Consider the following 20,743-nt stretch of genomic DNA (forward strand, 5'->3'; position numbering starts at 1 on the left):
TCCGCGCAGCAATAAAAATCAGGGAGACCTCGAGAAGCGGAGCATTGCTGGCCAGGATTACACACAGCGGAAACCAGTCCGAAAGTGACGGCTCGCTCAAAGGCGACCATCGCTGCTCTGCAAGGAACAATACTTCAGTCGCGAATATGATGCTAAGATTGCGGTGTCAGTGGTGAAATCCAAGGCAGTTCTATAGAGGTATTTATGAGCACGAATCCGCCGGACTTTTTTGCTGGAGAAGCTGCGCTTACTTATGACGAGCGAAACAAAAAGCTTGCTCAAATTTCAGACGCTCTTCATTTTCTAATCGGTTTGATCTTAAAGGACCTACCGAAACAGTCCCGTATTCTCTGTGTGGGTGTGGGAACGGGTGCAGAGATTTTATCCCTGGCGCGGAATTTTCCAGAGTGGCGTTTTCTGGGGTTGGATCCCTCGCAGGCGATGCTTGAGGTCTGTCGGGAAAGACTCAAAGGTGCCGGTTTGGAAAACCGTTGTGAATTTGTACATGGTTATATTCAGGATCTTTCTGATCAAGAACGCTTCGATGCTGTGCTGAGTATACTTGTCGCTCATTTCGTGGCGCACGGGCAGCGGTTGGATTACTTTCAGAATATGGCTAACCGTTTGCGTATAGGTGGTTACCTTATTAATGCAGAGATTAGTTTCGATATGAATTCAGTGGAATTTCCAGCTATGCTAAGAAACTGGAAAGAAATACAAACCCTGATGGGTGCGACTGAGGAATCTCTTGAGAAGCTTCCCATCATATTGAGGGATGTTCTAACGGTTGTTCCTCCCGCAGAGACTGAGAATTTCTTCCGAATGAGTGGGATTGGTTGCCCGATAAGGTTTTTTCAGGCTTTTATGATCTGCGCTTGGTATGGGAAAAAAGTCAGCTCATAGAGGATATTGCCAGGTTGATCGAGGCTGATCTTATCATGCGCCACCGAAAAGCAAGAGGCAGGGAGCCTTCGCCCCCTGCCTTTGCACACGTCATCTCTGATTCGTGCCCGTGAGACGCTTGTGTTAAAACGATCGTGAGTAGGACCGAATACTACTTCATTGTTTTTCCTCGGACGCATTCGAAGAATCTCGTGAATCTTCGGAATTCTGGATCTCGGGCCGTTTGCTATCGGATTCGGTCCTGTCCTCGTTATACGTGTCGGGGCTGGTTTCAGGAAAGGCGTAATAGCCCCTGGCAAAAGCCGTGCGCCGTGCACCGACGACGACCCCTCCGGCAGGACCCCGGGCAACGAAAGCCGACCGGCGCGCGACATAGGCCTCTGCGGTGTCGGACACGGATACTTTAAAGCTTGCGCCTGCGTAATCAAGAATAGGCAAGGCAAGCAGTCCTGCCATCACAGTCAACGATTTTTTCATGAGTGTATCTCCACTGAATTCTTGTTAGAGAGCCAGGCGGAAGGTCCCGGGAGTCAGAGGAACCTGCTGAGCGCCGGCCGGAATCTTCGAGGTGAAGCTGTTTTCTTCGATGCTGGTGTTATAGGTCCATTGTCCGAAAGTAACCTGATACTGGGGAGCCTGGGCAACGCTGCGGGTGGTGATGACCGACTTGCAGATCGACCCCTGAGCGTCCTGAGCCACCCAGAGCTGCCAGTCGGCAACGGCCGTGCGGAAGGCGATATGTTCGCAGTTCCGAGCTGCAACCCGGCTGACTCCAATGTACTTCGCCTTCAGGACGCTTTTTTGGGCCACTTCCGTAAGATTGCTCAGCAGGAGGTCGATCAAAGGAGCCTGGACATTCAGTTCATCCAGCTTCATGAGCAGATCGTCGACAGTGCCTTCCAAGGCCATCTGCCCATATCGCTTTCCAATAGGGTCGATGACGGTGAAGGTTTTTCCGTCGAAATATGCGACCTGATTCTCGTCCCCCGTTTTCTGCGCATAGAGCTTGCCAGGTCTTTCGAATTTGACCTCAAGACTGAAAGTTCTTTGCAGCTTGAAATCTTCGGTGGGTTCGACTTCGTCGATCGTGGCCACAGCCCGAACCGAAAGAGTTTTTGCGGACTGGAGCGTGTTGGTAGTTTTCTTAAGGAGAGCGAGTGCTTTTTCCGAGGATTCATCCGCATAGCCTTGAGTGGAGAGAATCAATAATAAGCCGCTTGCAATGGCAGACTTTAACATAATCTATTCCTCATTTTTACTAGAGTTGGTTCCCAATGGTGACTGCAGTCTTGCCCAATCTCTACGCGATAAAAATCGTTTTGGGAATTGGAGTGTTTATCCTCGCGCTTTTCCCTATTCCATCGCTCGCATGCTATCAAAACCCTGTCCGGCAAGAGTTCCAGAAATAAAGACCCAACTGTCGCGAATGATCGCGCTTCATTTTTTTAGTGAGCTACATTTTTGAATGTAGGATTATCATCAATCTCGCTGCAAACATTCTCCGCACCTGAAACCTTGGAGCGAAACATGATAAAAATCCTGGAATGGTCTACGCTTTTTCCCATAGTCGTGCTGTTTGCCATCCTCCTGGCACTGTGCGAATTCGGTTTTAAACAGGGTCAGCGCTTACAGGATCGGACCGAAGATACGGTGACGGCAGGTATCGAGCCTATCATTGGGCCATTTTTAACTTTGCTCGCACTTCTCCTGGCATTTTCTGTGAGCTTTGCGGAGAGTCATTATGCTCGGCGCAAGCAATTGGCCGTCGATGAAGCGAACGCTATCGGCACTACCCTTCTCAGGACTCAATTTTTAGCCCAGCCGGATCAGGAGGCCATGGCCGCGCTCCTGCTGGAATATGCGAAAACTCGCGGAACATTCTATGAGTATCTCGCCGCGCAGAAATCCACGCGGGATACTGTGGAACTTACGAAGGCGATTCAGACTGAGCTCTGGCAGCATGCTGCGAAGCTGGGTAAAAAATATCCAGGTTTCATAACGACCGGACTCATGGTCGACTCGCTCAATCTCGTGTTCGACATCGAGGAAAACCAGCGGATAGAGCTGACCAACACCATCCCAATCAGCATCATCATGCTTCTGGTGTTTGCCTCAACAGTAGCCATGGGCATGATCGGCTTCCAGTTGGGTGTTCTGCGCTCCAGGCATTGGGTTTGGACATCATTACTGGCCCTGGTGCTCGCATCGACCCTCTATGTGATTCTTGATCTGGATAAATCTCAGAAAGGATTCATCCGCATCCAGAATGAAAGTCTATCGCGCCTGTACCAGAAACCGCCAGGCTCGTGAGAATATCCTGCTCAAGCGAACAGCTCGCTCCCAATGGTTGTAGAATTTCAGCGCGTTCCCCGATTCATTGCGCAAATGTAAGGCCTATTTTCAGGAGTTTTTCCCTCACCTTACTGCTCTTGCGTAAACCAGCAATACCTTTCTGCACAACCTGCATAATCAAGACGCCGAACTCATCTTCAGTGCGGAAATCAGGCTGCGAGGTTCGAAATGAGTATATTGCTCCATGTGCTGATGCTGATCATGATATTCAGCGCCCCGGCTTTGCGTGCCGCGCAAGACCCCTTGCGCATGGAAGCGGGTGCCGTTTTCCATAAGGCGGATCTTTTGCCCCACACCGCCTATCTTGTGGATTCTGACGGCAGCATCATGGTGGAAGATCTTCCCGGTCGTGACAGCGAAATGATGGCCGTCACAGGGCGCGGGGTCTTTATCTTCAATAAGGATGTCTTTTGGATTCAGTTTCAGATCGATAACCGCTTGAACGAGACCAGGCCTTTGACCTTGATGCATGCGCAATCCTATCTGGACCGGGTCGATCTTTTCGAATGGAAGGATGGCCATGCTGAAAAGCTGATGCTACGTGGGGATCGGGTGCCGGATCCCGCGCGGGAATTCCGCCATGCACTCTTTCCGCTGCAGGTGACGCCGGGTCTTCATACCTACTATGCGCGGATTCAAACCGATGGCCCCATGAATCTTCAGTTCTATGCCTGGGAACCGGATGCGCTGGCTCGTTATATGCGCAATGACTTTCTTGCGATCGGCCTTCTGTTCGGCTTCATCGCCGTGATGGTCGCCTATAACAGCTTCATCGGTTTCCGGCTGCGCATCCCCTACTACTTTGTCTACGTGGGCTACATCGTCTGCTTCGGCCTCGTCCAGTTTCACTTCACCGGGATGAGCCGCTATGTGTTCCCGGATCATCCGTTCGCTTCGTTTCTGATCCATGAGGGCATCATTTTCGCAGCGGAGATCGCCGGGATCTGCGGCTGCCTTTTCGCCATTCCCTTCCTGGATCTGCGCAGCGCCTCGCCCCGTCTCGTCAAGGCGATTTATGCCGCGTTTTCCCTGTCCATTCTCAATATGATCATCAGCGTCTTCGATTTTAACCTGTCCTCGTCGCTCGTTCTCTTCACCAATGCGATCCTGTCGAATCTCCTGGTGTATGCCGGGGTCTCCAGCTGCTTCAGACGCTATCGGCCGGCTTATTTTTATACAGCGGCCTGGCTCTTCATCATCGTCGGCAGTCTGATCACCATGTCACGCATCTACGGTTTTTTGCCGGATAATACCTTCACTGCCTGGAGCCAATTCGTGGGCGGTGCGATCGAGGTCGTCCTTCTTTCCCTGGCGCTCGGTGACAAGATCAGCTTTGAGCAGGAACAATCCCACGCCGCGATCACGCAGCTCAACACCGAACTGAACAAGGCCAACGATAACCTGAAGGAACATATCGAGAACGTCGAAGCCATCGTCGACGAGAAAACCCGCGACATTCGTTCGATCATGGAACATATTCCCTTGGGTGTTTTCATGATCAAGACCGATGGAACCCTGCATAAGGACCATTCGCGGTCGATTCAAGCGATCTTTGCCGGTCAGATTTTCGAAGCGTCGCCGGCCTGTTCTTTGATCTTCGCCAGAAGCTCTTTGAATACCGACGAAATCAGCCAGGCGGAAAGCTGCATCCAGGCCGCCATGGGCGAGGATGTGCTGAATTTCCAGATGAATGCCCATGCCCTGCCGCTGGAAATTCGCCGCACCGACGATCGCGGCCACGCGCACATTTTTGAATTGACCTGGAATCCTATTGAAACAGCGGCCGGAACGCTGGATAAGATCCTGGTGACCATGCGCGATGTGACGGAAATCCGTAGCCTCCAGGAACAAAGCCGCGATCAGCAGCAGGAGCTGGAATTCATCGGCGAGATCCTGAGCGTCCCCACGCCGCGTTTCATTCGCTTCATGAATTCCTGCCGGGAACTGATCCAGGAAAACGTCAAGCTCGTGGGTTCACAGGGCATCCAAAAGCGTAATATTGAAATTCTGAAACTGCTCTTCATCAACATGCATACGATCAAAGGCTCGGCCCGTTCGCTCTACCTGAAGAAACTGGCTCATATCTTCCACGATATTGAGCAGTATTATGCCCTATTGCAGAAGGATCCGAACACCCCTTGGGACGTGGAAAAGATGAAGGCTGGCCTCGCTGATGCCCAGCGCATCGTCCATGTATATGAGAACCTCGCGAAGGAAAAGCTCGGCCGCGGTGTGGATTTAACCCACGTCATTGAGTTCAGGACGGAACAGATTGAAACTCTCTATCGCTCGCTCAGCAATGCTTTGCGTGGTGAGACCCTGCCGCTGCCCATCCAGGAGAGCGTGGGCGACATTCAGGCCCTCTTCTTCCATAAGATATTTAAAGACGTGCGCGAGGTGTTCCAGGACCTGTCCGGCTGCCTGCCGCTTCTGGCCAAGGATCTGCAAAAAGAGATCCCGAACGTCGACGTGGAAACCGGCGGCATCCTTTTTGGGGATCGCGCCGAAGAACTGTTCCGGAACATCTTTGTTCACATCCTGCGCAATTCCATGGACCATGGTCTGGAATCCGCCCGCGAACGAGTGGACGCTGGAAAAGCGGCCAAGGGTCGCCTGATGATCACCATGGAGCGGCAGGATGAAACCTTGGTGCTGCGCTACGGCGACGACGGACGGGGCCTGAACTTGACCCGAATCGCCGAGGTGGGGCTCGCTCGGGGCATCGTGACTCCGGACGAGGCGCGGGATCCCCATAACGTTGCAGCTTTGATCTTTGATTCCGGGCTTTCGACGGCCAATCAACTGACGGAAATTTCCGGCCGTGGTGTGGGAATGGGCGCCGTCCGCCGCTTTATCGAGGACTGCGGAGGTCACATCACCCTTGACCTTCAGCTGGCCTCGGGGCAACACGATGGTTACTGCCCCTTCCAATTTGTCATAACTTTGCCCTTTGATCTTTTCGAAGAGCCCTTGTATCAGAATGCGCGCCGGGCCGCCTAAGGGCCCCAAAAGTTGTTTTTTTCCTTCACGCGTGTCGCCATGCCGACATAACTTACCTATTTATTTCTCAATTATTTCGCATAATTGAATAAATACACCTCTTTGACGTGGTATCGCTCAGGAAGCTACACAAGAGAAGAGCTGCATTTTACCTTGATCTGGCCTAAAAAGATAAACGCTTGTCAGCGGGAAGTTTCCGTGGTTATTTAACGCCAACTTACACCGTATGCGAGTCATTCTTAGCAAGAGGAGTCTGCCATTAACATTCTGCAGAAAATCCAAAAGACGAGACCATTTTTGAGTAAGTCTGAGCTTAAGGTTGCAGATGTGGTGTTAGCTGATCCGAATGCAACCATCCGTTCCAGCATCGCGGCCCTGGCCCGAACGGCTGATGTCAGCGAGCCGACGGTGAACCGCTTTTGCCGCAGTCTGGATTGCACCGGGTTTCCTGATTTTAAACTGCGCGTGGCCCAAAGCCTGGCCAACGGCACCCCTTATGTGAATTCGAACGTTGAAGCCAACGATTCGGTTCGCGATTTCTCCGTGAAGATTTTCGAGATGACGATGGCTGCCCTCGAAGATGCCAAGAGCAATCTCGATTACGACACGCTTGGACGCGCCATCGACGCCCTCGCTGGTGCCCGCAAGATTGAATTCTATGGACTCGGTGCTTCGGCTTCGGTCGCCCTCGACGCCCAGCACAAATTTTTTCGCCTGAATACTCCCGTGGTTGCCTATACCGATGTGATGGTGCAACGCATGTCTGCGGCTTCGGCCGGACGTGGCGATGTCATTGTGATGATCTCTTATACCGGCCGTACGATCGCTACCGTTGAAGCCGCCAAACTCGCTCGGGAAGCCGGTGCGACGGTGATCAGCATCACGATGCCCAACTCGCCTTTAGCGCAGCATAGCAGTATAGTGCTGGCGGTGGAGACCTCCGAGGACACGGACGTCTACACACCGGCCATCTCGCGTTTGGTGCATCTGACCATCATCGACGTGCTGGCCACAGGCGTGACTTTGAAGCGCGGTCCGGATTTCGTGGAGCATCTGAAGAAGATCAAGAACTCCTTGAAGGCCACGCGTTTCATCAAAGACGAGTCCCGCACGGAATAACAATCGTGTGGTGAAAATTTGCTGAGAGCGTGACTTTAACTGGACACCTTGTCAGCAAAATGTTGTTTGTGTGGGATCAAGGGGGAGCTATTGTGCAAACACAACTTAAAATTACCAATCTGAGCAAACTCTACGACAACAAAGTCCGGGTTCTGAACAACATCAACCTGGAAGTCAAAGAGCGGGAATTTTTGGTTCTGGTCGGCCCATCGGGTTGTGGCAAGTCCACGCTCCTTCGGACGATTGCAGGGCTTGAAGAGGCCACGCAGGGCGAAATTGAGATCGCGGGCCGCGAGGTCACCGAACTGCAGCCGCGTGATCGCGATATCGCGATGGTGTTCCAGGATTACGCTCTTTATCCCCACATGACCGTGCGCGAAAACCTGGCCTTCGGTCTGAAGATGAGAAAAACTCCGAAAGACCAGATCGAACAGGAAATCGAGCGCGCCGCGCGCATCCTGAAAATCGAAAGCTACCTGGATCGCCGCCCTTCGCAGCTGTCCGGTGGACAGCGCCAGCGTGTGGCCATCGGCCGTGCGATCGTGCGTCGCGCCAAACTCTTTCTCTTCGACGAGCCTTTGTCCAACCTGGATGCAAAACTCCGTTCGCAGACCCGCATCGAACTCGCGGATCTGCACCAGAAAATCGGCGCTACATCCGTTTACGTGACTCACGATCAGGTCGAAGCCATGACCCTGGCCGATCGCATCGTGGTGCTGAACGGCGGCGATATCCAGCAGATGGGCGCTCCGCTCGAACTCTATCATAAACCAGCCAACAAGTTCGTGGCCTCCTTCATCGGCAGTCCGACCATCAATCTTCTGGACGGAACGCTGAGTTTTGCAGGCGGCAAACGCACCTTTACCTCGGGCGCGCTCAGCTTCGACCTGAGTGATGCCCCCTGTCCCAAGGATCCTGGTCCTTATACCCTCGGTCTGCGTCCCGAGGCGATCAAGGTCCTCGCCCGAACAGGTCGTGAGGCCAGCGGTACGGTCGACCTTACTGTGGAAATGATCCTGCGCGAACCGCACGGTCATGAGGTTCACATGGTCGGTGAAGCCTCGGGTCACCAGCTGATTATCCGCAGCGCCAACCCGCAAAGGCTGGAAATCATCAGCCAGGCCAAGCGCGGAGACAAACTGCCCTGCACCTTGGATCGCCATGCCCTGCATTGGTTCGCAGCCGATGAACTGGGACGACGCGTGGAGCCCGTGGCCCCCTGAGGGGATGCTTCGTTCTTCATCAAAACTGACAATCCAAGAGGATATTCATGCTTCGCTTGACGCTTGCTCGTGATCATTTGCTCTGCGGCTACGGAACCAATCTGGATCCCAGCGCCGACCTGAAATTCTCGGGTGAATCGACCGCCGGAGCACGCCCCAGCATATTCTTCGGTCCGAAGCGCGATGCGCTGCACCTGATTACCAAACGTCTGCATGCCGCCCTTGTCGTGCGGCCTAAAACCCTTCAGGATATGCAGCCGCGCCTGCATGTTCTGGCCTTTCCAGGTGGCGATCCAGAAGTCACCAGGATCTGGCAGGAGCAGGCTGAGGGCCTCGGTCAGCAGATTCGTCCCAAAGTTATGGTGAGCGAATGGCAGCAGGCATCGAGTCTTTTGGAGCATGATGCGGATATTTATCAGCAGGAATTTAAAAGTACCGGTGACCTTTCCCTGACCCTTCGCATCCAGGCCTGCGTATCCGGTGATGCCCTGCGCGAATCGTGGCAGCTTTCCGGATTGAATCCTCAGCACTATGAAGCTTACCTGATCTACTGGCTCGAATCGGAAATCGGCGCCGGTCATCAGATGCAGTCGACTCTTTTTTACGAGCCGGCCTGCGCCCTTGCCTCGTACCGCGGACCTGTCTGCTTTTCGCTGCAGGCCTTCCAGGGTGACAAAACTCTGCCCACAGCCTTTGCCGAGTGCGGCACATGGCAGCATCAAGCACGTACAGCGAGGCGTTTCGCTGACGTCCTGCGCAGTATCTGGACCCGCGATGAACTGGTGGGCATGTCTTATGCAGGAGTCCAGAAAAGTGCTTCCTCGTGGCTGCCACTGGAACCCAATTCCCTGGCCGCTTTGGGACGCACCGATGGCATCATCGCCTGGCATGCACCCCTGGACGGGACTTTTGAATTGCGTTTCCGCTTAACAAAGAATTTGGACCAGCTGCTGGAGCCGATGGCTCCACTCGAAGGCACGCTGCGTTCGGTGCGGGAAAGCGATCAAAAATGGTTGCGCGGCTTGAAGCAGGCGCCTTCTTTTGTACCCGCTCCGCAGCAGAAGCAATATCAACGCACGCTTCTGACCCTGAAGCAGATGCAGGATCCGACCGGCGGCATCATCGCGGCTCCTGAATTCCATTATGATCTGACTCACTGCGGAGGCTATGCCTACTGCTGGGGTCGGGATGCTGGATTCATTTCCTATGCGATGGATATCTGCGGGATGTACGAAGAGTCCGCGCATTTCTATCGCTACATGCAAAAATGCCAAAGCGCCGACGGCAGCTTTCTGCATCGGCATGATATGGACGGCAACCTCGGTTCGAGCTGGGGGCTTTTGCAGCCCGATGAAACCGCGAGCGTCGTCTTTGGACTTTGGCAGCATGTGAAGCTGGCGGAAAATAAAGCGCTGGCCGAAGAATTGAAAACGATGGTTGAGAAAGCCGCCGATTGGATGACGCGAAGCCGCCATCCTTTGGATCCCGAGCTGCCGATTCCGGGCTTTGACCTTTGGGAAGAGCGCGAAGGCGTCCATTATTATAGCGTCGCGGCCCTGGCTGCCGGTCTGAAGGCGGCCATTGATCTTTATTCCTATATGAAGTGGACCGTTCCCGCCGCGTGGGAAACCCGGGCCAAGGAACTCATCACACTCTGCAACTCCGAACGCTTTGTGAAGAAGGATCGCTTCGCGCGCACCCTTCTGCGCCGCGTTTCGCCTTATCAAAGAAGCGCGATTGAAAATCAGGGCGAGTCCCTGCGCATGCATCGTTCGGCAGCAGGCCGGCCGATCTATTCTTTGGAGCAGGATTACGTCGTGGATATTTCGCAGGTCGCTGCGGTTTATCCATATGAAGTCCTGGATCTCAAAAAACATCGCGCGGCCTACAATGATCTGCTCGATGCCGTCATGCAAAGGCTGTGGCGCGCCGAGGCGGGTGGCCTGGGTCGTTACGAGGCGGATCATTATCGCGATGGCAATGCCTGGATCCTGACCACGATCTGGCTGGCCTTGGCCGCCGCGTACAAACATGATGATGAAAGTGGACCTAAGGAAAAACAATGGCAGGCGGCGAAAACTGCCTGGCAATGGACTCTGCAGCACGTACCTGCAGAGGGTCAATTGCCGGAGCAGGTGGATCCGAAAACCGGTCGCCCATCCTGGGTGATGCCTCTGACCTGGTCGCATGCCATGTTTGCTCTGGCTATACAACAACTTCCGAAAGAGGTGTACTCATGAAGCGGACTCTCATTCCTAGCGCCCTCGCCTTCTTCGCCCTGTCAGCCGGCGCCCAAGCGGCTCCTGTGAAGCTGAATTTCTGGGAGCAGAGCCCTCCCGATACAGCGGCTGAAATCGACAAGTGGATTGCCGTGTTTCAAAAAGCCAACCCTGATATCCAGGTCGTGCGCCAGCATTATGAAAACGAAGAACTGCGCACCAAGTTTCTGCGTTCGTCCGTAACGGGTGACGGTGCGGATATCGTCTTTGGACCGAACGACATCGCCGGCGTGTTCGCCACTGCGGGTGTGATTCAGCCTGTCGACGGCATGGTTGATGAAAAGCTTTTCGCTCCCAAGACCCTGGACATGGTTCGTCTGGAAGGCAAGACCTGGGGCGTGCCTTTGAACGAAGGCAACCACCTGATCCTTTATTATAACAAAGACCTCGTGAAGAATGCCCCTGCCGATACCAAAGACCTGATCGCCCAGGCCAAGGCCTTCACCAACGAAAAGCAAAACAAGTACGGCCTCGCCTTCTTCCAATCGGAACCTTTCTGGTTCGCCAGCTTCTTCCACGGTTTCGGCGGCCATGCTTTGAAAGTGAACGGCAAGGACGTGAAAGTTACGATCGACACGCCTGAAATGCAGAAAGCCCTGCAGTTCCTGGTTGATCTGAAAGACAAGGAAAAGATCCTTCCCAAGGAATGTAACTACGACTGTGCGAAGTCCATGTTCCTCGGCGGCAATGCCCTCTTCCACATCAACGGTGACTGGGAACTCTCGACCTATACCGAGAAACTCGGGAACAAGCTCGGCATCGCGCCTCTGCCCGTCATCACAGAAACCGGCAAGCCCATGGCTCCTATGCTCGGCGGCCTCTTCCTCTACGTGAACGCCAGCACCAAGGACAAAAAACTCGCAGCGACCAAAAAATTCCTGCAGTACCTGACCAGCAAGCAGGTGCAGCAGCGCGTGGCTTCCAAACTGAACAAGATTCCTGCCACCATCGAAGCCCGTGGCGACGCCAGCGTGAAAACCAACGCGGTTCTGAATGCTTCGGCCCAAGCCGCAGCGAACGCTTACCCCATGCCACCCCAAGTGGAAATGCGTGCAGCCTGGGACGGCATGCGCATCATGGTTCAGCGCGCTCTGTCGGGCAAGGAAACCGTGGCTCAGGCTGTGAAGACGGGACAAAAAGCAGCGGATGAAGCTTTGAAAGGCATTCAGGCCGAGCCCGCGAAAAAGTCTGAGAATGCATCGTCCGCCAAGGCTGGCTGAAGACGGCTGAGAAGCAGGGGGAAACAGAATGAACTTATCAATGATGCCTGCAATCCTGGAGCTACTCAAGCTCGGCACGATCCTGCTGCTCCTTCTGGGGGCCGCGTTCGGATACATGCTGATCAACTACAAGGTGTGGAGCTATAAGCTCTATCTGCCGATCAAAATCCTGTTCGGCTTCAGCCTTGGGGTTTTCTTCAAAGCCGCAGGCGCCTCATGGATGACGGCGGCCTTTGCCACCGTGCTGCCCATTCTGATCGCCCTCTACTTCAAGTATCGCCTGAAGGGCCGCTACGTGGCCGCCTCCTACTTTCTGGCTCCGGCGGCCGTAGGTATCGCCCTTCTTTTCCTTTACCCCTTGCTCTATGAATTCTATCTTTCGTTTCATGATCTGAGTCTGAAAACTTTTGCCGACTGGATTCAAAAAGGCGAGGCCCCGCTCGCCGGGACCTTCGGCCTCGATAATTACTTTGAAGTCTTCCGGGACCGCGCCACAGGTCAATCCTTTGTCGTGGTGCTCGGTCGCACCATCCTTTGGACTCTTGTGAACGTGGTCTTCCACGTCGGTCTTGGTCTCGGCCTTGCGCTTTGCCTCAACACTCCCGGCATGCGCGGCATGGGCCTTTACCGCACGATTCTGACTCTTCCCTGGGTGATTCCGCAGGTGATCGCGGTTCTGGTCTGGCGGTCTGATTTCAATGAGAGCGTCGGCTTTATCAACCAGTTCATCAATGTGACCAATCAGCTGATTTCCTTTGAAATCGCCGGCAAACTCTATGAGCCTTTGACCTGGATCGGCTTTACCACGCGCAGCTGGTTTACCGATCCCTCGGCGCTCTTCGCCGCGGCTTGTATTGTAAACATCTGGCTCGGTATTCCGTTTATGATGATCAACTCCTTGGGAGCGCTGCAGTCGATTCCCAAGAGTGTTTATGAAGCGGCGGAAATTGATGGGGCTGGGACTCTGTCCCGCTTCCGTCATATCACGATGCCTCTTTTGAAGCCTGTCCTTGTCCCCGCCTCGCTTTTGGGCGCGATCTGGACATTCAACAATTTGAACGTGATTTATCTGATGACCGACGGCGGGCGCTATGAAGGGGCTGATATTCTTGTGACTGACCTCTTCAAGCAGAGCTTCACCTATTACCGTTATGGTTTCGCCGCGGCCTATTCGTTCGTTATCTTTGCCATCCTCTGTATCCTGACCTGGCTCCAACTCAAGATGACCAGTGACAAGAAACCCGAGGACGCCAAACCCCGCACGAAGCTGAAGGAAAAAGATGATTCTTTGGTTCCGGGCACCAATTTTAGCTCTTCGAGGGTTTAATCATGAGCCGTATCGCCACCAGTTCTGTTCCTAAACTGGCCCTTGTGCATGCGATTCTCCTGATCGCCTGCGCGATTTCCACCTTTCCGATCTTCCGGGTGGTGGCCATTTCCTTCCGCAATACCGATACGGTCGCTTCTTCGGCGCATCAAAGCTTTCCTCCGCGCGGGGAAGCGACGGCCGGTGACTATGTGAAGTTCATCACCGATGCGATTTTGCCTAAGGATTTGATCGACGCGATTCGTTCCCCCAAGACCGAAAAACCTGCGGAGACTGTAGCGCCTGCTGAAAGTGCAGCGCCCGCAGCGGCGGATGATCCCTTTGCTGAACTCGATGAAGCGTCAGCTCAGGTCGGTGAACGCGCCTGGTACTCGAACTATACCGATCTATTCACGCGTTATCTCTTCCTACAGTGGATCTATAACAGCTTGATCATTTCGATCTCGGCGTCTTTGATCGGGGTGTTCCTGGCGGCGACCGCGGCCTATGCGTTTGCGCGCTTTGATTTCCCGGGGAAGCGTTTTGCGTCCGGCTTTATGTTCATGACGCAGATGATTCCTGGGCCTCTTATGATCATTCCTGTTTACCTCGTGATCAAGAGTCTTAACCTCGGCAATACTTACGCCGGCCTCGTCATCGCGATGTCGGTGACGACTCTGCCTTTCTCGATCATGGTTTTGAAAGGATATTTCGAAACAGTGCCGAAGAGCTTGGAAGAAGCCGCACGCGTGGACGGCTGCACGGCGGCTTCCGCCTTCTTCCGTATCCTCTTGCCTCTCTCGACACCGGCCCTGGCGATCGCATTCCTTTTCGCCTTCACCTATGCCTGGAGTGAATTCCTGCTCGCATCGACCCTGATTGATGACGTGGCCCTGCGTCCTTGGACTCTGGGACTGATGGAATTCAGCGGCAGCTACGATGCCCGCTGGGGTCTTTTCGCGGCTGGTTCGGTGGTGATTGCGCTTCCGAGTATGGCGCTCTTCCTTTACTCCTCCAAGTATGTGGTTTCCGGTCTGACCGTGGGCTCGGTGAAGGGTTAAGGCCTTACATCAAGAACACTACTTACGCGCGGCTTATCCATAAGCAAAAATTATGGATAAGTCTTTTTCATTTCATGAGTTTGTGATTCTTTCATTGTCACATCGACACTGTGCTTCAGATCTCCATCCAGCTGATGAAGCCGCTGCAGGCCGCGGCCGATGCCACCAAGGTGGGCAGCACAGTGATGGATGAAATCACCTTGAAGGTCATGGTCTACCATGAACTCGGCCACTGCCTGCACGATTTTTCAGGCCACACCAGTGGCAAAGGCGCGGCGGTGATGAACGCCTACCTGCAGCCAGCCCGTTACTTCGATCCTGAAGCTTTGCTTATGGATCACTTTCAGATGCTGAAGAAAATGCGGGACAATCCCTCCTTCCGCCCTTAATACAAAGATGAAAGAAGGCACCGCGCGCGAAGCCTTACGGCTTTGCTGCTCAAGGTGCCTTTCTTAATTTTGACTTGCTCCCGGAAACCGTGAACTCCGCTCGCACCCTTTGTTAGAATGCTGCCACTTCAGATCCATAAATTTTCGCGTGACAAAGACGACCTGGATTGTTTTAATTGAGCAAAGTTTAAATGGAATGTTCCTGTCTGATGCGAACCGCAAGCCCAACCGCTGCAGGTTTTTATCCAGGATCTTTGCCGAAGGTCGGTTTCGCACCCCGTAAAAGGAGTCGTTGCGATGGCATCCAAAACGCTTTTGGCGGAGCTTCAAACAGCGCTCGCCAGCTATTTGGACAATCATAAAAATCTGAGCATCCAATCGATCTCGAACAAAACCGGCGTGAGCTATTCCACGATCCGCCGGATTTTGCAGAACGAGGCGAACGATGTGCGGGATGAAACCATACTTTCCCTGATTCTGGTGGTGATGCCGCAAGCGCAACGCCTGCAGTTCCTGCAAACCCATTATCCGGCCCTCGGCGCTCTCCTGAAAGAGGCCCAGAGCCAGCCGATCGAGGAACCCGCGCTTGATCACTTCAAGCTGCGCATGTACCGCTTTAAAGACCCGCACAATTACATCTTGAAGATGGCGCTCACCGCGCACGGCACCACCCGAAAGGATATCTTTCGCATCCTCGGGGAACGCGGAGTCACAGCGCTCGATGAAATGCTGGAGGACAAGTTCCTCTTTGAAGATCGCAACAACAAGGTGAGCCATCCGTCCCGCGGATCGTTCATCATGAACGCCGACGATATCCTGCATCAGATCAAGAAGGATGCTGACTACTACGACAAGTCCCTCGTTGGTTCCCAGTTCGCGCGTCTTGTGCACCTTTCGGCCTCGCTCAGCCTCTCGGCCTACAAAGAGCTGATCGAACTCGTCAGCGAGTTCGCCAAAAAAAGCGATCGTCTGAAGGAAGCCTCGCAGAACCAGGGAGCCATACCCGTCTTTATTGACATTATGGTCAACACATATGACCGAGCATCCCTCACAGGAGTCAGTTAATGCGCGCAGCCATTTATGCAGTGATGGCCACTCTGTGGTTCACAGCAAGCCCGGGCCTCGCCCGAAACGGCGAAACCGGCATTCTCATCATGGTTCAGTCCTTTGAATTCGTGGAGAATGAGCAGCATCAGGTCACAACACTGGTGCTCTGCAGTGAAGACATGGCCAGAATCACAAAGTTGCTCGAAGAAGGTTTCGTCACCAGCATCTATCTGCCAGGATATGGCGTCTACGAGGTGCAGGCTACGCCAGAGGGAGAGATCACTCTCTATCAAAAAAATATCGAGATCCTGTCCCGCGAGTGTCAGATTTCCACCGCCCCGCACTGCTGAGGGCCGCGAATCCCACAAAAAACTTGGGCCTGCGTTCAGCAGGCCCACAAAACCAAGAGATCAAACCTCAACCTTGGGATCATAAGAAGACCTTGGCCTTCCATCCTTCCGGCTATCGTCTTTCTTTAGCGATAAAGCCATTAAAAGCGAGCAAAAGGCCGAAGTCAAACGGGAATTCCAAACCAGCCGTCACGACGCCTGTTTTTCCTCGTCGGCTTCGAAATCCGCATTGGGATCGGACCGGAGCCTTTTGATCGTATTGATCGCAATCAAAGTGCGGGTCATCATCGTCGGATGAAAGGTGAGCGTCGTCTTCTCACCGGATTTCTTCAGCTCCAGAAGCCCCAGTTTGGCCGCGGCTTCAATGCTGTTTTGATCCAAGGGGACCTTGACGAGCGGTTCGAATTTTTCCGCCAGCAGAGCAAGGTCGATGCTGAAGTTTTTCGTGATATCACCGCCCGACTTCTGCACATAGGTGCTGAGGCCGAAGAGCACACGCCGCTGTTTGAAGGGTATCGAGGCCTGCACAAGGCGGCGGGTCTTGCCGGCTTTGGCGCTGTGCACAAATTCGGAGTACCATTTCAAACGCATGGCGCCGGTCAGAGCCATGACTTCCTTGCCATGGTCCTGCTCGATCTCGACCTTCATCAAACCGCTGTTTTTAAAGACATCCAGCACCCGATTCAGCTGTTCGCGCTCATAGCCGAGGCAGCTTTCGATCAAAGAGATCATTTCATCGAGAAAAATCATATCGCGGCCATCGGGGAATTTTTTCGCCTTGAAACGACCGAGTTCGGCGAGGCAATCGGCCACCTGCGTGGAAATCAGCAGGGGATCGAGCACATGCACCATCAGATCATTTTTCTCATGAATCGTCTTCGCGAACTGATCGTTCATCTGATTCAGACGCTGGGAAAATTCCTTGAGGACGATCTGCACCCACTTCGGGAGCTTCGCCAGGGGATCAGCGGCCCCATCCTTGCGCTCGATCAGCTGGCCTTCGACATGCGTGCGCGCCCGCGCTGAAGCCAGACGCCGGCCGTGACTGAAAAAGCTGAGAACGCCCACCACTTCACCCGCGTTCTGCACAGTCAGGATCACTTCGCCCTGCGGAGTGTCCTTGTAAACTTCCACGCTGCCTTCCTTGATCATCAGCATGGACTTGCTTTCATCACCCTGCTTGAAAATCAAATCACCTGGCTTATAGCTGACGAGTTCATCCATCTTATTTTCCTCATTGGCATGGATCCATCTTAGCAAAAAATCCTCGGGCGATCGACGCCAGGCTAACATATTGCAAGAGACGGAGGGACGAACCTATTCTACGGGCTGAAGCGCCCAGGAAAGGAGCCTCCTTATGAAAGAATGCAGCGTACGGTCCCCCTTCGATCAAAAGGTCCTGGCCACGTTTCCCTATGATCAGGAAGCCGATGTCCTGGAGCGTGTCGCCGCCGGCCACCGCCTGAGCCAGGCCCCACAGAGCTGGCCCAAGGACCAGCGCCTTCTGTTTCTGCAAAGCCTCGCCGTGGCCCTGGAGAAGGAAACGGAAGACTATGCGAAGCTGATCGCCATGGAAGGCGGCAAACCCTTGCAGGATGCACGGGTCGAAGCCAAACGCGCCGTTCAATCCATTCAATCCACGATAGCCGCTCTTTATCAATGGCACGGCACGGAAGTCCCCATGGGTTTAACGGCCGCCACACAGGAACGCTGGGCCATGACCCGTCGGGAACCGCGGGGTTTGGTGCTGGCGGTCAGCGCCTTCAATCATCCCTTGAATCTGATCGTGCATCAGGTGGTGCCCGCTTTGGCCGTGGGCTGCCCGGTTCTGATCAAACCTTCCATGAAGACCCCGCTCACCTGTCAGCGCTTTGTGAGACTCCTTAAAACCTGCGGTTTGCCGGATGGCTGGTGTCAGCTGCTTCTCATCGAAGAAGCCCTCACGGAAAAGCTGGCCGCGGACCCGCGGATCGCCGTCTTGTCCTTCATCGGTTCCGCCACGGTCGGCTGGAAATTGCGGCGGCAACTGGCGCCCGGGTCCATTGCACTTTTGGAGCATGGCGGGACAGCCCCCTTGGTTCTGGCCGAGGACGCGGATCTTGGGAGCGCCATTCCGCTGATGATCAAAGGTGGCTATTATCACGCGGGCCAGGTCTGCGTTTCCGTTCAGAACGTTTTTGTTCCGAGGCAAAAACTGGATGAAGTGCGTGAGAAACTGCTGGCCGGCATAAAAAAATTAAAAACGGGTGATCCTTTGGATCCGGCGACCGATGTCGGTCCCTTGATTCGCAGTGAAGAGGCCGATCGCGTCATGCGCTGGATCGAAGAGGCCACCAGCCGCGGCGGCAAGCTTCTGATCGGCGGCGAGCGGATCAATGCCAACTGCGTGCAGCCGACCCTGATTGAAGGCGCTCCGGAGTCGGTGTCCTATTATAAGGACGAACTCTTTGGTCCCGGCATGGGCCTTTACGCTTATGAAGATTTTGAGGCCTGCATGGATCGCATCAATCACAGTCGCTTTGCATTTCAGGCATCCATATTCACCCAGAATATGGCGAAGGCCCTGCAGTTCGTGCAAAGGGTCGAGGCCGCCACGGTTCTGGTCAATGACCACACGGCATTTCGAGCTGATTGGATGCCTTTCGGAGGACGCAAGGAATCGGGCCTGGGCGTCGGCGGCATCCTGCCCAGCATGATGGAATTAAGCCGTGAAAAATTGGTGATCATAAAATCGCCGTACACACTTTGAAGCTTCACAAGGAAAACACTCTATGCAGTATCGTCGATTGGGAAAAGCCGGACTCAAAGTCAGTGAATTGTCCCTGGGTTCCTGGGTGACCTTTCACAATCAGGTGGATTACGATAAGGCCAAACATCTGATGACCGTGGCCTATGATGCCGGCGTCAATTTTTTCGATAACGCCGAAGCCTATGCCAACGGCCAGGCGGAAGTCATCATGGGCAAGGTGCTGCGGGATACGCAGTGGGGCCGGGATACCTATATCGTCTCTTCGAAGGTTTTTTGGGGCGGGCAAAGAGCCACGCAGCGCGGCCTGAGTCGCAAGCATGTGCGCGATGCCTGTGATGCGGCTTTGAAACGTCTGGGCGTCGATTATCTTGATCTTTATTACTGCCACCGTCCTGATCCCACGACGCCGGTGGAGGAAACCGTAAGGGCCATGCATGAGCTGATCATGCAGGGCAAGGTTCTTTACTGGGGAACTTCGGAATGGAGCGCGCAGCAGATTTTTGAAGCGCATGGGCTCGCGCGTGAGTTTCATCTGACGCCACCCTCGATGGAGCAGCCCCAGTACAACATGTTCCATCGTGAACGTTTTGAGGCGGAATATGCCCGCGTGTTCTCGGAGCTTGGCTATGGCTCGACGATCTGGTCGCCTTTGGCCTCGGGCATTCTGAGCGGAAAATATAACCTGGGGATTCCGCCCGAATCGCGGATGACGCTCAAAGGCTATGAATGGCTGCGCGGGGAATTGGAATCACCGGAAGGCCAGATGCGGATCATGAAGGTGCGGGAGCTGGAAAAACTCACGCGGGAACTCGGCATGAGCATGTCGCAGATGGCGATTGTTTTCTGTCTGAAGAATAAAAACGTCAGCTCTGTGATCCTGGGCGCATCCCGTCCCGAGCAGCTGATGGAAACACTGAAGGCCACCGATCTGCAGGACCGCATGGATGATAAGGTCATGGATGTGATCGAAGGCATTCTGCAAAATAAGCCCATAGATCCCAATGCGCCGATGTGAAATCAAAGCTTACGACACTGCGGGCGGCCTTTGTCGTCCTGCAGGACTTTTCCCGGAACCAATAGCCGACTGCGGTCGGCTTCCGCGGCAAGGTTCGCCTTCATCGACTCGCGGTCGGGAAGCGTTTTCCCGCCCTGCAGTATGGATTCAACAGCGCGCCCCGCGGTTACTTCTTTGGAAGGCTCCTGTTCACCAAGCCATACCCTGTGGCTGACAGTCAGAAATGGATGATTCCACAGTCGATCGAACTGCCTTGCCGATTCCGAGGCCAGCGCCGGATCATCCACCCACATCGAATATTCACGCAGTCCCGTGCCCCAGGTCAAGGAATCAAGGCTGGCGCTTCCAAAGAGCGCGAGGCGGCCATCAATGATGATCGTGGTGGCGTGAAGTTCCTGCATCAGATCGCTGCGATCCTTGCTGGCAAATTGTTTGGCTGGACGGAAAGGCAGAAACCAGCGAATCGGCAGATCGCCTTCCTTGATGACCTTGCCGGTGTCATCCAAAAGCTCAAGCGTCTCCTGTCCGCTCGGCAGACGACGGGGCGCGGTGACGAGCATATAGGGAAGGAGCGCATTCCCAAGGGCCCGCTGCGCATTTTTCTGATCCAGGATCACGCGGACTTTAACGCCACGCGCCATGGCTTCTTTCAGGGCCATCGCCAAAGGCCAGTTGAAGGCCATGGGACCGTAAAGATCAATGCTGCGCTCCGCGGCCATGATGCGGGGAA

18 protein-coding genes are annotated in these 20,743 nt (G+C 54.2%); 14 read left to right on the top strand and 4 right to left on the bottom strand.

Annotated elements, in window-relative coordinates:
* Window positions 1–204 precede the first annotated feature (204 nt).
* Window positions 205–903, top strand: coding sequence for a class I SAM-dependent methyltransferase (locus tag VFO10_RS11840; RefSeq protein ID WP_325140309.1), 699 nt, complete (start codon window positions 205–207; stop codon window positions 901–903).
* Window positions 904–1,059: 156 nt separating this feature from the next.
* On the opposite strand, the gene VFO10_RS11845 is transcribed toward VFO10_RS11840, so the two are convergent.
* Both VFO10_RS11845 and VFO10_RS11850 read right to left on the bottom strand, forming a co-directional pair.
* Window positions 1,060–1,380: a hypothetical protein gene (locus tag VFO10_RS11845; protein ID WP_325140311.1), complete on the bottom strand. Its 321-nt coding sequence runs from the start codon at window positions 1,378–1,380 to the stop codon at window positions 1,060–1,062.
* A 24-nt stretch (window positions 1,381–1,404) separates the two neighbouring features.
* Window positions 1,405–2,142, bottom strand: a complete 738-nt coding sequence (locus VFO10_RS11850; protein ID WP_325140313.1) for a DUF2092 domain-containing protein — start codon at window positions 2,140–2,142, stop codon at window positions 1,405–1,407.
* Between the two features lie 288 nt (window positions 2,143–2,430).
* Here VFO10_RS11850 and VFO10_RS11855 point away from each other — a divergent pair, with 288 nt between their 5' ends.
* From VFO10_RS11855 to VFO10_RS11905, 11 genes are all read left to right on the top strand, one after another.
* Window positions 2,431–3,213, top strand: a complete 783-nt coding sequence (locus VFO10_RS11855; protein ID WP_325140315.1) for a hypothetical protein — start codon at window positions 2,431–2,433, stop codon at window positions 3,211–3,213.
* A gap of 210 nt (window positions 3,214–3,423) precedes the next feature.
* Entirely contained in the window at window positions 3,424–6,255 is a 2,832-nt protein-coding gene (locus tag VFO10_RS11860; protein ID WP_325140317.1) for a 7TM diverse intracellular signaling domain-containing protein, read from the top strand.
* 258 nt (window positions 6,256–6,513) lie between these two features.
* Window positions 6,514–7,374, top strand: a complete 861-nt coding sequence (gene hexR, locus VFO10_RS11865) for a transcriptional regulator HexR (protein ID WP_349259364.1) — start codon at window positions 6,514–6,516, stop codon at window positions 7,372–7,374.
* A gap of 92 nt (window positions 7,375–7,466) precedes the next feature.
* A complete protein-coding gene (locus tag VFO10_RS11870) occupies window positions 7,467–8,597 on the top strand; it encodes a sn-glycerol-3-phosphate ABC transporter ATP-binding protein UgpC (RefSeq protein ID WP_325140320.1) in 1,131 nt (376 codons plus the stop codon).
* Window positions 8,598–8,644: 47 nt separating this feature from the next.
* A complete protein-coding gene (locus tag VFO10_RS11875; protein ID WP_325140322.1) occupies window positions 8,645–10,837 on the top strand; it encodes a glycoside hydrolase family 15 protein in 2,193 nt (730 codons plus the stop codon).
* Window positions 10,834–12,096, top strand: coding sequence for a sugar ABC transporter substrate-binding protein (locus VFO10_RS11880; protein WP_325140324.1), 1,263 nt, complete (start codon window positions 10,834–10,836; stop codon window positions 12,094–12,096). Before VFO10_RS11875 ends, VFO10_RS11880 begins: the two co-directional genes overlap by 4 nt.
* 28 nt (window positions 12,097–12,124) lie before the next feature.
* Window positions 12,125–13,423 (top strand): sugar ABC transporter permease, encoded by a 1,299-nt coding sequence (locus VFO10_RS11885; protein ID WP_325140326.1) that lies wholly within the window; start codon window positions 12,125–12,127, stop codon window positions 13,421–13,423.
* 2 nt (window positions 13,424–13,425) lie between these two features.
* Window positions 13,426–14,463, top strand: coding sequence for a carbohydrate ABC transporter permease (locus tag VFO10_RS11890; protein WP_325140328.1), 1,038 nt, complete (start codon window positions 13,426–13,428; stop codon window positions 14,461–14,463).
* 110 nt (window positions 14,464–14,573) lie between these two features.
* Window positions 14,574–14,852, top strand: a complete 279-nt coding sequence (locus tag VFO10_RS11895; protein WP_325140330.1) for a hypothetical protein — start codon at window positions 14,574–14,576, stop codon at window positions 14,850–14,852.
* A 297-nt stretch (window positions 14,853–15,149) separates the two neighbouring features.
* Window positions 15,150–15,917 carry a hypothetical protein gene (locus VFO10_RS11900; RefSeq protein WP_325140333.1) on the top strand — a complete coding sequence of 256 codons (768 nt, stop codon included), beginning with the start codon at window positions 15,150–15,152 and terminating at the stop codon, window positions 15,915–15,917.
* Window positions 15,917–16,249, top strand: coding sequence for a hypothetical protein (locus VFO10_RS11905; RefSeq protein ID WP_325140335.1), 333 nt, complete (start codon window positions 15,917–15,919; stop codon window positions 16,247–16,249). Before VFO10_RS11900 ends, VFO10_RS11905 begins: the two co-directional genes overlap by 1 nt.
* A gap of 189 nt (window positions 16,250–16,438) precedes the next feature.
* On the opposite strand, the gene VFO10_RS11910 is transcribed toward VFO10_RS11905, so the two are convergent.
* A complete protein-coding gene (locus tag VFO10_RS11910; protein ID WP_325140337.1) occupies window positions 16,439–17,473 on the bottom strand; it encodes a Crp/Fnr family transcriptional regulator in 1,035 nt (344 codons plus the stop codon).
* A gap of 133 nt (window positions 17,474–17,606) precedes the next feature.
* Between VFO10_RS11910 and VFO10_RS11915 the strand changes: the two genes are divergently transcribed.
* Window positions 17,607–18,998, top strand: coding sequence for an aldehyde dehydrogenase family protein (locus tag VFO10_RS11915; protein WP_325140339.1), 1,392 nt, complete (start codon window positions 17,607–17,609; stop codon window positions 18,996–18,998).
* A 22-nt stretch (window positions 18,999–19,020) separates the two neighbouring features.
* Complete coding sequence (locus tag VFO10_RS11920; RefSeq protein WP_325140342.1) at window positions 19,021–20,013, top strand: aldo/keto reductase; 993 nt, start codon at window positions 19,021–19,023, stop codon at window positions 20,011–20,013.
* Between the two features lie 2 nt (window positions 20,014–20,015).
* Here the strand turns inward: VFO10_RS11920 and VFO10_RS11925 are convergent.
* Window positions 20,016–20,743: phospholipase D family protein (locus VFO10_RS11925; protein ID WP_325140344.1), on the bottom strand; the 728-nt coding region annotated here is incomplete at its 5' end.

It is taken from the genome of Oligoflexus sp. (assembly GCF_035712445.1).
Classification (GTDB): domain Bacteria; phylum Bdellovibrionota_B; class Oligoflexia; order Oligoflexales; family Oligoflexaceae; genus Oligoflexus.

What these genes read in the sequence shown, in the direction of transcription:
- VFO10_RS11840 (WP_325140309.1), top strand. Translation starts at nt 205, where the DNA reads ATGAGCACGAATCCGCCGGACTTTTTTGCTGGAGAAGCTGCGCTTACT.
- VFO10_RS11845 (WP_325140311.1), bottom strand. Translation starts at nt 1,380, where the DNA reads ATGAAAAAATCGTTGACTGTGATGGCAGGACTGCTTGCCTTGCCTATT.
- VFO10_RS11850 (WP_325140313.1), bottom strand. Translation starts at nt 2,142, where the DNA reads ATGTTAAAGTCTGCCATTGCAAGCGGCTTATTATTGATTCTCTCCACT.
- VFO10_RS11855 (WP_325140315.1), top strand. Translation starts at nt 2,431, where the DNA reads ATGATAAAAATCCTGGAATGGTCTACGCTTTTTCCCATAGTCGTGCTG.
- VFO10_RS11860 (WP_325140317.1), top strand. Translation starts at nt 3,424, where the DNA reads ATGAGTATATTGCTCCATGTGCTGATGCTGATCATGATATTCAGCGCC.
- VFO10_RS11875 (WP_325140322.1), top strand. Translation starts at nt 8,645, where the DNA reads ATGCTTCGCTTGACGCTTGCTCGTGATCATTTGCTCTGCGGCTACGGA.
- VFO10_RS11880 (WP_325140324.1), top strand. Translation starts at nt 10,834, where the DNA reads ATGAAGCGGACTCTCATTCCTAGCGCCCTCGCCTTCTTCGCCCTGTCA.
- VFO10_RS11885 (WP_325140326.1), top strand. Translation starts at nt 12,125, where the DNA reads ATGAACTTATCAATGATGCCTGCAATCCTGGAGCTACTCAAGCTCGGC.
- VFO10_RS11890 (WP_325140328.1), top strand. Translation starts at nt 13,426, where the DNA reads ATGAGCCGTATCGCCACCAGTTCTGTTCCTAAACTGGCCCTTGTGCAT.
- VFO10_RS11900 (WP_325140333.1), top strand. Translation starts at nt 15,150, where the DNA reads ATGGCATCCAAAACGCTTTTGGCGGAGCTTCAAACAGCGCTCGCCAGC.
- VFO10_RS11905 (WP_325140335.1), top strand. Translation starts at nt 15,917, where the DNA reads ATGCGCGCAGCCATTTATGCAGTGATGGCCACTCTGTGGTTCACAGCA.
- VFO10_RS11910 (WP_325140337.1), bottom strand. Translation starts at nt 17,473, where the DNA reads ATGGATGAACTCGTCAGCTATAAGCCAGGTGATTTGATTTTCAAGCAG.
- VFO10_RS11915 (WP_325140339.1), top strand. Translation starts at nt 17,607, where the DNA reads ATGAAAGAATGCAGCGTACGGTCCCCCTTCGATCAAAAGGTCCTGGCC.
- VFO10_RS11920 (WP_325140342.1), top strand. Translation starts at nt 19,021, where the DNA reads ATGCAGTATCGTCGATTGGGAAAAGCCGGACTCAAAGTCAGTGAATTG.